This is a genomic window from Niabella drilacis, from assembly GCF_900101395.1.
Classification (GTDB): Bacteria; Bacteroidota; Bacteroidia; order Chitinophagales; family Chitinophagaceae; genus Niabella; species Niabella drilacis.
Genome location: NZ_FMZO01000027.1, coordinates 1 through 14411 on the forward strand (window position 1 = coordinate 1; position 14411 = coordinate 14411).

The window sequence follows — 14411 nt, forward strand, 5'->3', positions numbered from 1 at the left end:
GGAAGGCATGGCGGCCGACATTGTGATCTTTGACCCCGAAAAAGTACAGGACCTCGCTACTTTTGAAAAACCCCATGCCTACTCCACCGGGTTTGCCTATGTGCTGGTGAATGGGAAAGTTACCGTGGACCGGGGGCGGCATACGGGGGAAAGAAACGGAAAAACGCTTCGCAACGGCCTGTAATAATAAGCCGGCATCAAAATTATTTCTTTTCTCGGTCAGTGAGGACACTGACCGTGGCGTGGGCCGTGGTTTGTGTCCTCACAAACCACTAGTAATTACGCATTTTAATAAAATTGATTCCGGTTCATTATAAGGCGGCTGTTATAAACCCATCGCACAACACCTAAAAAGAAGAAGCCGTCCCTGTTGTAAGAGACGGCTTCTTTCCTTTAATCCTTTTCTTTATTTTACCGGATAAATTCCTGGTCAAACTGGGACAACCATTCTTTGCCCTCCAGGCCCCATTCCGTTTTTACGGGAACCGGCCATCTATGGAGTTTACTATTTCCTGGTCAGCGTCCCCACCCTAAAATTGCTCGAATTGTACCGGATGTAAATATGCGCTATATCATACCCGTCCACATAAACCGGAAAGTTCAAATGGCCTGTTGCGTTTGGATGATAAGCAACTCCATATTGGTCAACAACTTTATAATCCCCGGTAGTTGGTCCTACAAAATAAAAGGTTTTCCAGCCGGTAGTAGCATGGTAAACCTTTGTACTATCGTTAACGCCTGGATAAAAAGAGCCTACCGGGAAATCATGCTGCAGCGCCATATTATAGGCTGACGAGGTAGTGGTTTCATTTACTACAACAGCAGTGAACGTGAGAAGAAGCTTGCTGTGGTTGCCTGACACCTGCTCAACTATACTATGGCAACTTCCCCATAAAGGTTTTGGCCACCATACAGAGGCCGCGGTGGTTTTTGTGATAACAGTCAGACAAAAAAAAGCGGTAAAGAGCACAATACGTTTTTTCATGGCAATAAAATTTTAGTTTACAGGATAATACTTTATAAAGTTAACGAATATTCGTATGTATACTGCTTATTCAGGGCAAACGCATCTAAATTGGGCGAAAAGAGCACACCAGGAGCATTTTCAGGTACTGTAAGTGCCTCGTATTTATAGCAAGATATTAAAGGGAAAAGCCGGCTCCTGTAGGAGCCGCGTAAAATTTCGGGCCAAACAAACACGCGGCTCCTACAGGGGCCGGGTTGATAAAACAGCAGATTACTATAAACACGCTGCTCCTCCGGAGCTGAACAATGCTGAAATCAGATGCGTTTGCCCTGACTACTTATTATTAATGCTATTTTCATGGTATATGCATGCCTGATAAGCGGTGTTTTTGCCCTGCAACAGCAGCAATCCACCGGTAACACGTGGGAGCAGCCCGGATGATTGAAACGAGCGCTGGAGTATGCTTTTGAATTGCCATCAGATCCGTATACCAACAACTAAAATGGCTGCAGAAATTATAGTTTCTGCAGCCATTTCTTGTATTCACTTCCTTTATTTACCGGATAAATTCCCGGTCAAACTGGGATAACCATTCTTTACCCTCCAGACTCCATTCCGTTTTTACCGGAACCCTCAGCCAGTAAAAGATCTGGGCAGCCACATCCTGGGTACGAAGCAATAAGGGGGCCAGCTGCTGACCTGTAACAAAGGGCGCACAGGGACTGTCATCTACCCAGCTCCAGGCATAATCGCCCTGGATCTTGAAATCATATCCAAGCGGCGCCTTATTCTTAAACACAGCACCCGCTCCTACACCATCGTTAGCCGGCCAGTAGCCGATGAGATTGTCCTTTTTCGGGTGTTGTGCCATATCTGCGATACACAGCCCGGCCTTGATCTCGGCTTCCGTAAGCGCTTCGTTATACATTTTGATCTCGCTGAAATAGATCGGAATATCCACTGCCCCATTCGAAAACATATATCCCAGCCGAAGGGGTGCTGTTGAATTAAGGTTACCCTGTTCCGTAATTTCCATGGGAGCCGAAGAAAGGCCATCCGTAAAGGTCTGCATATACCGTTTGTCACCAACCATCTTCACAACCGTAGTAAGGGTGTGCCATTTGTTATCGGCAATTTCAAGCGGCGAGTCTTCGGTCTCCTTCCATCCGTTGTTCAAAGGATTTCCTACCGCTCCGCGCCATTTCTTTTGCGCCATCATAATATACCAGCCCCGGTCTGTTTGAGCACCGTTAGGTGCCTGGGTACCGGCAAAGCGGGTATAACCATAGCCCTGGTTGGTGGGGATCTTTACCTTCATTTCAAAGGTAAAATTCTGCTTGTCTCCAAAACTATACAGCCCGTTATCGTTGGGAATGCTGGCATTTACCAATCCATTGCCCGATGTTCCTTTTAAAAGCACCCCGGTCCGCTTGCTGCTCTGGATCTCGTAACCGGTTAACTGTTCGTTATAATAAAGCGCGAACATATTCCGCTCTGCCTCGGTAGGGCCGCCATATTTATTGCCGGAACCGCCGTGATTGGAAACCACGATCACCAGCCAGTCTTCCTTCTTGTTGTATTCCGGCCGGGCCTTTAGGGCCGCCATGATCTCGCCTATATAACCATCGATTTTTGTAACGGCATCCTTATAACCGGGATCAGAAGCGGAAAAAGCGCCCTGCTTGCCCGCCTGGTTCAGCCCGCTGAACTCCAGTACCATCAGGTCCGGGTCCCCGTTCTTTAATTGCGCCACGGCAGAATCCTTCACCTGTTTATCATCCGCCGTTTGTATCTGCTTTTTAGAGTCCGCCAATAATGTACCCAGCCAGCTCTTCCAGGAGGATACCGTTACCGTGTTCAAAAGCCCCTTGGAGGAGGTTAACAGGTAGTTGAGGAAACTCGGGTAGGTCTTTATGTTTTTATGCTCATCCGTACCCGAAGGGGGGGTATAAATAAAACTGCTGTCCCTGATCCCGTGCAGCTCATATGATACACCGGTTACCATCGATTTCCAGGTAGCCGCATCCGTTGTAGCCGTTTCGGAAATGCCATCAAAAGAATATTTACTGTGCTTCAGCAGTTCGGTAATTGCCGGCGGTTTAATGGCTTTAAACGCAGGTCCTACCCCACCATCGATGCCGATGAGCAGCACTTTACGCCCTCCCCCCTGGGTGCTATCCCCTGTGGACAGGTCTTCAAAAACGGGAGGAGGATCCGCATATTTTGTACACGCCCCAACCGTGAGCGCCAGCATACCGGCAAAAAATAACCACTTTATATTTTGTTTCATAACGATCTTCATTTTACTTTTTGGTCTTTTCATTATTGCAGGCTCCCTTGTCCTCAGGGTTTTATTACATCCACTTCTGCCATAGAGCAGAAACCCTCGGCTGTTTGGTCGTAAGTATCTTGTATAGTTGGTACCGAAAGGCGAAGGTACCGGGCCGTAACAGTAGAGCTAAAGGCCAGAGTTTGCGGGGTATTATCCGTCGTAAGCGCGTAAGGACTACCCGAAGCCGTCGTCCAGTTTACCGCATCAATACTGGTTTCCAGCGTCAGGTTCTTGACCTTTCTAAATCCGCCGCTCGTCTGGCGCTGAACAAACTGGATACCGTTGATCTTCAGGCGGGAGCCAAAGTCGATGGTAATCCAATGCGGCACAGTGCCGATAGCAGCCTGCCATTGCGGGTGCCAGAAGGTATTTATGTTACCATCAATAATAGCGCTTGCCAACCCATTGGGAGGCCCTTCTCCATTGGGTTCCTGGGAGCTAAAGGCCAGGATCGACCAGTTGGATTTGGCATAAAAATCCGGATCAAAGAAGTCATCGCCACCGGTGCGGGTAATGGGGTTGTATTCCCATATTTTCTGGGTCATCAGCGGCAGGTCCTCCATTTTACCCAATGAAATATTGCTGATGGCAATACCCCAGCGCTGGAAAAAGATCTTCCAGTTCTGTTTGGTATAGTTACATAATGTTTCGTAGAAAAAGTCCTGCTTATCCTGGTCCGAGAGCGAGATCCGGTTGGCCCTCCGGGATTTTTTATACAATTCGGTTATAAAAGCCCATCCATCCTTTTGACCCGGGAATCCCCAGTTGGCCGGTATTTTATCGATGATCTGTACAAAGGGGGTCACCCTTGCAAATGGATCGTTCACGCGCTCGTCCGATCCGTTGAACAATTTAACCGAAATAGTACTGTCCTTTGCAAAAGCGATGGCCCGTTCCATGCTGGCAGCCAGCTTGTCATTTTTTGGGGGCCAGGCCAGGGGGTCATTCACTTCATTGCGGTGCGCTGCTTTAAAGGCAAACAGGAACCCGGTGGCCTCCGCCAGGCTGTTCCAGCTCCAGTAAAGGGGCTGCTGGTTGTTATGCCCTAACTGGTGATAGACACCCCAGGCCCCGCCTTTTTTCAGTGCATCCAGGTTGGTGAACTCATCAAACCATCCCTTGTCATTATACGTTACTACCGGATAACCGGAGTGCGCATACCCTCTTGCCGGCTGTATATCCTGCACCACCCGCCAGGGCAGCAGGGGCGCCTGGTCTCTTTCATCAACCGGGTTTTCCTCTAGCCCCTGCCATTTGTAAAAATCTTCCAGGATGGCATTATCCCAGGCGCTCATCAGTGCATTGGGATCGGCAATAGGATACTGGAGGCAATACTCGCGGGGCACCACAAATACAATATTTTTGGAACGCAGCTCAATAAAAGGTACGCAGGAACCGGCAATAGCGGCCTTCCAGTCTTCATTGGAAGTAACGCCCAGCACAAAATCCGGCGATTTTACCACGTTGCTGAATTTGATGGGTACAGGCTGTTCAACTGGCCGGGCCGGTATAATATAAATGGGGCCGCCATAAAGATTGCGTACATAATTGCGCCCCGGCGCCAACTGATTACGGGTTATAATTACGGGATCCCGCAGCGAGTTGGCGATAAAGGACAGGTCGTCCGTCCAGGCCCCTACCTGTACAGACAGGGAATATTCCGTGGAGGGAATGTCGATGATTACCAGTTCGCCGGGCGCCGCATACAAGCCGGTACTGAACTGTGGAACCGGGGGACGGCTGGTACGTAGAAATTCCGCCACATACTCATACTTCAGGTCCATGTTCAAACTCACTTCCACCCGTGGCTCTTCCTTACAAACCAGCCCCGGAAATACCCGGGCTTTGTCGAACTTGCTGGCATCGATGGTGGCAATGGAAGTATCGATAGTAATAGAAGGTCCGTCTGCACCCTTATTTTGCGTGCCATCTTCGCTGATACCCGGGCTGCTCTTACGGCAGGAGATCATCAGGATCCCCGGCAGCACCAGGAACAGCATATATTTCTTAAATATTTTCATGCGCTGCATCATATTCATTTTATTCATTATTGCAAATCATTAAAGGCCGGTATCCAGTAGCGCCCGTCCAGCTTCCAGCTATCCGGCACCGCAATGCCCAGCCACTGGTATACCTGGAGCGATACATCGGCCGAATTGGGTACTGTTTTGTACACCGTAGGATCAACCTTGGGGCACACTTTATCTGTTACATCCACAAAATCGGTGGGACTGTAGGTACTTAATGTAAAGGGCTGTTTGTGCTTGCTGAGATCTGGCAGCAGCACCTTGTTGTCCTCTGTTATGGGGCTGGTGCCAGGCCAGAACCCGAGAAGATAGTCATTATAAGGATCATCCGCGGCAATTTCGGTCTTACAATAATTACCACTGATATAGCTTTCGGGCAGTGCAGTATTATAAAGCCGGATATCCGTTACGAGATAGTCGCCTAGATTTGTATTATTATCCGGTATCAGGTTACCCACGGTAAGCGGTTCCGGGCTGTTCAGGTTGCCCCAGTCCGTAATATTCCGGTTCGCCATGGATACGCCATCGTAAAGCACCCCGTCGGTGTAGGTGTACACGTTGCGGGCGGCGCCTTCCTGTTTGATTACGGCGGTTAAAGCATGCCATTTGCCATCGGAGATGGCATGGCCGCGGATCTGCCGGTTGCTGGTATTGGGCGTGGTACGCCCGAAGTTGATCTGCCAGTAATTGCCTTCGAGGAAAAATACCCATCCTGTTTTCCCCCCGGAAAAACCCTGCCGTTTTGATAAAAAAGCGGGGTACCCATAGCTTCCATTAGGGATCCGCACTTTGCACTGTATGGTATAGCTGCCGGTGGTCCCCATATCGTACAAGCCGCCATCATTAAAGACCCGGGCTCTTTGATTTTTGTTTTGGGTACCATTGTACTGAGGCGCTTTACCTCCATAGGGCACCCCCCCCTCCGGTTTGCTGTACATTTTGCTTACAAAGCGGAGGTTAAAGGAAAAAAAGAAGGTATTGTGGCGTTTATCATTAAACGCATACCAGTAGCCGGATCCCGGGTCATAGGCGGTATTGCTGCCCTTGTTGGAAGTGATGATCACCATCCAGCTCTCTGTTTTGTAGGAGGCGCGCGCCTGCAGCGCTTCTAAAATTTCGCCGATGTATTGATCAGTGCTGAGCACAGCTGCTTTGTAGCCCGCATCGTCGGCCGTATAAGATCCGGCACGGCCAGCAGCATCCACATCGCCCAGCTGCACAAACATAAAGGCAGGGTTCTGGCTCTTAAGCTCGTTAATGGCCGCATTTTTTGTTTCGGCATCGGAGGCCAATGCCTTTTTTTCGGTGGCATCCTTTGCCACTCCGTCGGGGATCAGGGCTGAGCTGCTGAACGATACGGTGCGGGCAGCAGGATTAAAGGCTTTGATCCGGGTAAAAAGACTGGGGTACTGCGCAAAATCATTGGTAGCAAAATCATTGCCGGTTACCTTATGCTTGGCACTGTTTACCCCTGTTAACAGGGTAGCCCAGCCCAGGGCATTGGTTTGCTCAATATTGTCGCTATTTGATAAACCATCCCATGTGTACATGGAAAAACTGGTAAGGTTGTTCAGGGTGGGCGGGTTAATGGCCTGCACTTCGCTTCCAACACCTCCATCCACTTCTATCACTAATACTTTGCGGGCAATCACCGCATCATCTTTGCCCGCTCCCCCATCCAGCGGATTGAGAAACGGCTTATTGCAGGCCACCATGGTGGTTCCTAACAGCAATAGCAAAGCGGCTACATTCCTGGTATAAAAAGTACGCATCTTCCGTAATGATTTATGATATTCATTATTTTAATTTTCCTTACACCGGCAAGGGTTAGGGAGCAATCCTTATTTTTACGATATTCCCCACTTCTTTGTTATCAAACCGGTTAAAATCCCCTACAATAAACAGCACTTTAGAGCCACTCACATCGGGGCGCTCCAGTATGGCGGAAATGCTGCCGCTGAACATTCCCATGGCATTACAGCCGGGCGCCAGGGATCCATCGGCTTTCAGGATGGCTATCCCTTCCCTTACAATGCCATCGTATTTGGAGAACCCGCCGGAAATAATGACCCGCCCGTCTCTCAGCTGCCCGGCATAGGAGATGCCCGTACCGTCGATAGCTTTGAGCTGGAAGCCGGAATCCACACTGCCGTCCTCATTGATCATTACCACCCCGTTGGCCGGCTGGCCATTGTAATTTTTGAACCCACCGGTCAGTAACATTTTATGAGTGGTGCTATTGTAGGTGATCCGGCTAACAGCCCCATCGGCGCCAGCCTGGCCGGCATTAAAGCTTTCATCCACCAGCCCGGTAGCGGGATCGATCTTCGTAATATAATTCACCCTTTTTTTGTTAAACGTGGTAAAGCTGCCTACTACGATAAAGCTTCCATCCGGCAGACGGATAGCGTCGGTGACAAACCCGTTACCCGCTTCATACCCTTTTTTCAGGATAGGATCATAGTTAAAGGAAGAATCAAATTCTCCGCCGTGTTTCATCTGCACCAGCTGGTCGGAAATTACATAATCGTACTGGTAGCTGTATCTGGTGGACCGCTCGTATAAAACACTGGCATAGCGGTTAAAGTTGCCAAACGCAGTGTAGGTATACCGGCCCTCGTTTTCTTTATAAAACAGGTTGGTGACCCCGCTCAGGAAACCGCCTCCAAAGCTCTGAAGCTGTGCGTTGAAGATGGGCACCAGGGCCTTACTGTCTTCCGGGTGATTGTCCGGATCCGGATTTATAACATCTACGGAAGTACGCTCCAGCGCCCCGTTCCGGCCGGTAAAAATAACCAGACCGCCCAGGTTGTTGATGGTGTCGCACCTGGAAAAGGTACCGGCGATCAGGTATTTTCCGTCCGGAGTTTCTGCTACCGATGTTACCGGACCGTCAAAGCCTGTTTTGCCCAACTCAAACCGTTCATCCCCGGTTACAAAGTCGCCGTTGCCATCGATAACGGCTATACGGGACACCGCTGCATTGGCCGTAGCCGCATTCTTGTAATCCGTAAACTCCCCGTAAACCACCAGTGAATTATCGTATCCTCTTCTTGAAAAAATGCCTCTTATGGGCGCGTTCGACCGGTAGGCTCCCGGGTTAAAATTCGGGTCTATCGACACCTTCCCGGTTACAATAAAGGAAGGGCCAAAATAGTACTCGTTGTTGATCAGTATCGATGATCCGCCGGAGCTGGCGTTTTCCGGCACTTTTACATCAATGGCATCCTCCCTTACCGCCACCACTTCGGCTTCCATTTTGTTGATAAAAAATTTGAACTGCCCTTTTTTCCCATCCAGACCTTTTACCGCAAAAGTGGTTACGATACCCGCACCCCCGCTGGCAGGTGAGGGCTTGTCGCCCAAAAACTTAACCAGGGGCAAGGGCGAAGGCGGGTATACCTCAGTGGCCTTAACATCCTCCTTTTTACAGGAACCGAAAAAAAGCAATAAGGAAGCGAGAAAAAAACAAATATGTTTCATCATGTCAATTCTATTTTTAATAAACACTATTCGATCCCGGCATTGACCGCATCCAGGTAAAAATTAAAAGGATCAAAGCCAAAAAAAGCAAGATTATAAACCACCAGATCGTCGCTATTATTATCGTTATAAGCATCCGATGCATAACTGCTCAAGGCATGTACGTAGCCGTTTGTTGGCTTAATATTGACCGAAGCTACATCCACCTTTCTCCAGCTGAAATAATCGCGTGCGGCTGCTTCTGAGGGAATGTAGGCCAGCTGCAGGTAACGGTAGCCTGCATATTTTACGCCGCCGGCACTCATTTGGATCACCCCGGCATTCATCAGCTGCCCGTCGTAAGAGGAGTATACCTGACCGGAAAAGGCAGAAAGATTCTGCGGGTCCAGTTGGGGGTAATCGTTCATTGATTTGGCTCCTTTAAACAGGTACCGGCAGAGGTATTTTTTCCAAACGGCCGGTTTGATCTGCTCCATACGGGTTACCGGGGGCTTCCCCTGGAATCCGAGGATACCGTTCACTGTCTCCAGGGTGGCTCGCACCGTAGAGTCCATGGGCGCATAAAAAGTGATGGTTTCCGTATTGAATACATTTTCCATCCCAGCCATCTTTATGATCTTTATGGTGGAATCGAAATAATGCGGCCTCGACCGGAGATACTCCAGCACGGTACCATTGAACTCCGGGGACAGGGTGCCCGTATCCCTGTAATAGTCTTTTTTACAACTGCCGCCCAATACCAGCAACGCTGCCAGTACCAAATAATAACGGGTCAATATATTACGCATCTCAATCATTTCATGGTTTTTATAAAATACCTTATCCTTAGTTGAGCCAGTACTGGTTTAAGACAATATCCGGGTTATTGTTTCTTGCGGCGGGATCAATGGGCCAGGTCCAGGCGCCCGCCTTAAACTGCTCCACGGAGCAATGGAAACCATAGCGGTACTGCAGGTTGGTGATCCGTTTGGTACGCACCACATCATACCAGTACTGCGCCTCGCCCATAAACTCGCGGCAGCGTTCATAAAAGATATTGTCCAGCAGCGTCTCTTCTCCATCATCCAGGAAGGGCGTTGCACCGGCGCGGGCCCTTACCTCGTTCACCAGCCGGAGGGCCTTGCCCCGGTCGCCCAGGTGCGTAAGGGCTTCTGCCTGCAAAAGGTTTACATCCGGCAGGCGAAACACGATCTGGTTATCATCCGGGTTCACATCCTCCGCGTTTTCGTTGGCAAATACGTTTGCATATTTAAGCATAATGAATTTACCGGTGCCGCTGTACATGGTAGCGGGGTTAAACCAGGCCGTCTTGCGCAGGTCCGGCTTATCCTGGGGATAGAGCTCATACATAAAGTCGGGGATGTAGTAAATATAGCTTTCCGTAATACCCGCCCGCTTATAGGGCGCATACAGCACATTATCCGAAAAAGCGCTCCAGCCAAAGGACTCCCCGTAGTTCACATTCTGGGGTATTTCAAAAAGTCCCTCCCGGCTGCGGCCTTTAAAGATCTCCTTGGTACGGGTCAGCGGCAGCAGTTCATAAGCCTGCTTGCCCCCCTCGTTCCAGAGCTCATCGCCCAGCGCGTCTACCTTTTTATAATAAGTCTCCTGGTTGGTTTCGTCAAAAGCAGCCAGCCACATATTGATGTGCATCTGCAGTACAATGGCAGACCCCCGCATGGCCCTTACCGCCAGCAGGGCCGGGTTATCATAGGTCCAGGGCAGGCCCTTGCGGTATTGGTCCAGGTCGGCCGAGCAGCTTTTCAGGACTTCGGCCATCGGCGCCCGCCTCAGGCTGCCGTTAAAATAGGGTTCTGTGTAATAGGGTACATCGCCATAGATCCGTATCATAAAAAAGTAGCAGAGGTTGCGCATAAAGGCCGCCTCGCCCAGGTACCGGGCTTTGTCTGCATCCGACATAGAGGGGTCATCAATACCCGGGATCCGGTCAATAGCAATATTGGCCGATGCGATGGTCTTAAAAAAACGGTCCCACTGGGTAAAGCGATTGGTATTCCAAAAGTCAACACTGTAATTTACAACTGCTTTGATGTTATTGCTGGTCAGGTACCCGAAATATTCCCTTCCGCCGCCGGGGTGCACCAGGGGAGCGCCCCTCAGGTCGCCCGTCCAGCACAGGAACGGAAATTCGCCGGCACCGGAAGGCGCTGTCATATCCGGGCGGAACACGGCCTCGCGGAACAGCTCATACAACCCGTTGGTATACCGCTCCACATCCGATTTATTGCGCCAGAAATTGTTACCGGAAAGATCGCTGGGCGGGTTCAGGCTCAGGAATTTCTTGCAGCCTAGGTTGCCCAGCAGCACCCACCCGATCAAAATAATATATAAGGCTTTTTTCATCATCGCACTGTTTTTAAAATTGAACATTAATACCCGCCGCATAACTACGCGCAGAGGGATATCCACCGGAAACATCCCTTCCCAGCGAGGTAACATTTTCCGGGTTGGGTCCGCTGTATTTGGAGAAGGTATACACATTATTGGCCGTTAACGTAACCCGGAGCTGCGAAATCCCAAAACGTTGTGTAAAGTTACGATCCACCATGTACCCCAATACAATGGAGCCTATTTTCAGATAAGAACCATCTTCCATAAACAGGGTCTGGTTGGTACGGAAGGGGTCCAGGGTACCCGCCCTGCGAAAATCAAAGGGATTCGGGTATTTGGCGCCTTCAGTGCCCACGGACCGGTCCGCATTCAGGGGTTTCCAGTAATTATACTGGTCAATCGGTGTGAGCGAACCGCCGCCGCTTACATCAAAATAAAGAGGCCGGGTGTATCGCTGAAGATCAGAAGCGGTTACGGTATTCAAAAGATCCCGTTTATACACATAGGCCATATTAATGCTTAAGGAAAGCGACCGGTTCAGCATAAATTCATTTAAAAGACCGCCAAAGAACAGGGGCTCGGGGTTGCCGATGGGCTGCAGGTCTTTTTCGTCAATGATATAATCCCCGTTCACATCCGTCCACCGGGGATCACCCGCCTGGAAATAGAACCCGGACCCGATACCCAGTTGCTGGCGTTTACCGGTGGCGGGATTTACAGGAACATCGGCCGTGCTGGCATACACTCCCTGGGTATAGTACAGCAGGTTGGATATAGGATTGCGGCCCAGGCGTTTAATAACGGGAACGGACCCACTTATCCCCTGCAATAACTCCCTGCTCCCATCCGGAAGACGGGTCAGTGTGCCCTTATTATAGTTACCCGTTAACCGTACCGTCCACTGCAACGGCCTTTCCGGCTTAAAGATCCGGAAGGTAAAGGTCCAGTCAATACCCTGATTTACCAGGCTACCGGTATTGGTTGCCTTACGCGAAAAGCCATTGGTATTGTTCAGGTCAATATCAATGATCTGGTTATCGTTGGAACGGTAGTACGGCTCTAAACTCACTTCCACCCGGTTCTGGAACAACCCCAGTTCGAGCGCCCCGGTAATATCTGAGCCAATTTCGGGCAGAAATTCAGGACTGGGGATATTTCCAAAGTCAATGGTAACTGTGGGGTCATTGTTATACCGGGGTCCGTAAATGTACTTTCCATACACATTAAAAATGTTCCCGCTGGGCCGTATATTCCGTCCCCATCCCATCCTGATGCCCCCATAGCTGAGCCAGGAAACATTTTTAAACCAGCTTTCCTTGCCAAAGTTCCAGCGGCCGCTTACAGTAGGGCTTTGGGTATAGCCCCGGGAAGGGCCGTTGATGGAAGTTCCGTCAAGCCGGTAACCAAAGTTCAGGACATATTTTGACATATAGTTGTACTCTACGGTTCCGCCATAGCCATGTTGCCGGCTGTCTGTCATGTTGGTGGTTCCCCCTTTGGAGTTTCCCCCATTGGCGCCAATGGGGCCCTCGACCTGGTCATCCGGAGTTTGCGAAAGGAAAATGGTATTGGCCTTTGCCCCGGAACTTGATACTTCATTAAACATATAGGCACTTACCATGTGTGCTTTTTCCTCACCACCAAATGACTTTACATAGCTGAGCATTGTACGGTTGGTTAAGGAATAGTTACGATCGTTATAATTCTCCGCCCTGGAAGAACCATTATTCAGAAACGATGGGGTAAACCGGTCCGAGGTTCCGGAGTTGAATCCATAGCCCAGGTCATTCTGCAGCTGGAGTCCCTGCAGCAGCTGGTACCGGATAACCAGGTTGGAAAGGATATTCGACGTTTTATTATGATCCCGGATACTCTCCGAGCTCAGCACACTGTTGTTGTCTGAAAAAAGTGTGGGCGGCGGCAACAGCGATGAGGCGTTGGCCCCGGAAGCCACCCCTGTCTGAAACAGGCCTACGCCGCTTCCGTTCTGCTTGGTGCCCAGGCCTCCCTGCAGGCTGGCGATCATCTTGAATTTTTCGGTTGGCTCATAGGTCACATTCATATTGATATTGTACCGCGTAAAGCCGGTATTGCGGATGATCCCGTTCTCCTTATAATAGTTCAGGTTGGTTTTATAGCTGAATACCCTGTCCCCTCCGTAAATGGAAATATTATGCGTTTGGTTAAAGGTGTTGCCGTAAAAATATTTCTGCCAGTTGGTAGAGTTATTATAATAGGGGTTCAGGCTATCCGTTAAATACGGGATCAGATTGATCTCCTGCCGCGACCGCTCCGGCGAGGCGGTATCATAATCCATGATGGTACGCAGACGGATGGCTCTTTCCTCCGCGCCACCCAGCACCTGCCGCAACCTGGGCGGGGTGTTCATAAAGAAATTCGCAGAATAGCCTACTACCGGCACTTTGGAGCGCCCTCTTTTGGTAGTGATGATGATCACCCCGTAGGTAGCTTTGGCACCATACTGGGAGGTGGCCGTGGCATCCTTCAAAAACTCGAACGACTCAATATCTTCCGGCGGTATCAGGGATACAGGATTGATACCCGTAGACCCGGTCTGGTAGCCATACTGGTAGCCGGAGTTCACATCTACCTGCACCCCATCGATCACGAACAGCGGGGACGTAGGCGTTAACATACCGTCTGAAGACACGCCGATGCTGGAACTACCCCGGATATTGATGGTACCCATGGCGCCCGGGGAACCGGTATTGTTCTGGATATTTACACCGGCCACACGCCCCTGCAGCAGCGACATTACGTTACCGGCGGGTATATCCTGGATCTCCTTACCGCTGATGGTAACACTGGAGCCCGTTGCCAGCTCCCTTTTGGTTTGCCGCAGCCCCTGCACCACTACCTGGTTCATCGGGTTATCCTTGGTCTTCATCACCACCCGCATGCTGTCTACCACATTGCCCGCTTTCAGGGTCACTGTTTCAAAACCAATGGAGGAAAATATAAGATTCGTGCCAATGGGTACACTTACGGTAAACCGTCCTATAGAGTCCGTTTGCCCCAAATGGTTCAGGGCGGTTTCCTTCCCCCTCGATACCGTTACCCCCGACATGGGTGTTTGAGAATCGGCATCGATCACCGTTCCGCTAACCTTTACCGTGCCCTGCGCCGATGCGCGTTCTGTTTGAAAAGCGAACAGCAGTAATACAAGGCTTATGTGCACTATGGCTCTCATATCGTATAGTTTATTAATGCTCATCAACATCCTGTGCAT

Annotated in this window: 8 protein-coding genes and 1 pseudogene; 1 reads left to right on the forward strand and 8 read right to left on the reverse strand. The window is 50.1% G+C overall.

Features of this window, described 5'->3' with window-relative positions; translation table 11 throughout:
* Positions 1 to 184, forward strand: a pseudogene (locus tag BLS44_RS24685) (D-aminoacylase); the annotation flags it as partial.
* Between the two features lie 321 nt (positions 185 to 505).
* Here the strand turns inward: BLS44_RS24685 and BLS44_RS24690 are convergent.
* The 8 genes from BLS44_RS24690 to BLS44_RS24725 form a co-directional block, all read right to left on the reverse strand.
* Entirely contained in the window at positions 506 to 985 is a 480-nt protein-coding gene (locus tag BLS44_RS24690; protein WP_090393437.1) for a hypothetical protein, read from the reverse strand.
* A gap of 538 nt (positions 986 to 1523) precedes the next feature.
* Positions 1524 to 3257, reverse strand: a complete 1734-nt coding sequence (locus BLS44_RS24695) for an alkaline phosphatase family protein (RefSeq protein WP_176954549.1) — start codon at positions 3255 to 3257, stop codon at positions 1524 to 1526.
* A 53-nt stretch (positions 3258 to 3310) separates the two neighbouring features.
* Positions 3311 to 5347, reverse strand: coding sequence for a M60 family metallopeptidase (locus BLS44_RS24700; protein WP_090393439.1), 2037 nt, complete (start codon positions 5345 to 5347; stop codon positions 3311 to 3313).
* Positions 5347 to 7098: a DUF4983 domain-containing protein gene (locus BLS44_RS24705; protein WP_090393440.1), complete on the reverse strand. Its 1752-nt coding sequence runs from the start codon at positions 7096 to 7098 to the stop codon at positions 5347 to 5349. The genes BLS44_RS24700 and BLS44_RS24705 overlap by 1 nt, the downstream gene beginning before the upstream one ends.
* A 55-nt stretch (positions 7099 to 7153) precedes the next feature.
* Positions 7154 to 8812, reverse strand: a complete 1659-nt coding sequence (locus tag BLS44_RS24710) for a DUF5008 domain-containing protein (RefSeq protein WP_143019924.1) — start codon at positions 8810 to 8812, stop codon at positions 7154 to 7156.
* A 23-nt stretch (positions 8813 to 8835) separates the two neighbouring features.
* A complete protein-coding gene (locus tag BLS44_RS24715; RefSeq protein WP_090393442.1) occupies positions 8836 to 9606 on the reverse strand; it encodes a hypothetical protein in 771 nt (256 codons plus the stop codon).
* A gap of 28 nt (positions 9607 to 9634) precedes the next feature.
* Positions 9635 to 11176: a RagB/SusD family nutrient uptake outer membrane protein gene (locus BLS44_RS24720; RefSeq protein WP_218127814.1), complete on the reverse strand. Its 1542-nt coding sequence runs from the start codon at positions 11174 to 11176 to the stop codon at positions 9635 to 9637.
* Positions 11177 to 11186: 10 nt separating this feature from the next.
* A complete protein-coding gene (locus BLS44_RS24725; RefSeq protein WP_090393443.1) occupies positions 11187 to 14411 on the reverse strand; it encodes a SusC/RagA family TonB-linked outer membrane protein in 3225 nt (1074 codons plus the stop codon).

Excerpts from the sequence above, each read along its gene's own strand:
- BLS44_RS24690 (WP_090393437.1), bottom strand. The coding sequence starts at position 985 with ATGAAAAAACGTATTGTGCTCTTTACCGCTTTTTTTTGTCTGACTGTT.
- BLS44_RS24695 (WP_176954549.1), bottom strand. The coding sequence starts at position 3,257 with ATGAAACAAAATATAAAGTGGTTATTTTTTGCCGGTATGCTGGCGCTC.
- BLS44_RS24700 (WP_090393439.1), bottom strand. The coding sequence starts at position 5,347 with ATGAATAAAATGAATATGATGCAGCGCATGAAAATATTTAAGAAATAT.
- BLS44_RS24705 (WP_090393440.1), bottom strand. The coding sequence starts at position 7,098 with ATGCGTACTTTTTATACCAGGAATGTAGCCGCTTTGCTATTGCTGTTA.
- BLS44_RS24710 (WP_143019924.1), bottom strand. The coding sequence starts at position 8,812 with ATGATGAAACATATTTGTTTTTTTCTCGCTTCCTTATTGCTTTTTTTC.
- BLS44_RS24715 (WP_090393442.1), bottom strand. The coding sequence starts at position 9,606 with ATGATTGAGATGCGTAATATATTGACCCGTTATTATTTGGTACTGGCA.
- BLS44_RS24720 (WP_218127814.1), bottom strand. The coding sequence starts at position 11,176 with ATGATGAAAAAAGCCTTATATATTATTTTGATCGGGTGGGTGCTGCTG.
- BLS44_RS24725 (WP_090393443.1), bottom strand. The coding sequence starts at position 14,411 with ATGCACAGGATGTTGATGAGCATTAATAAACTATACGATATGAGAGCC.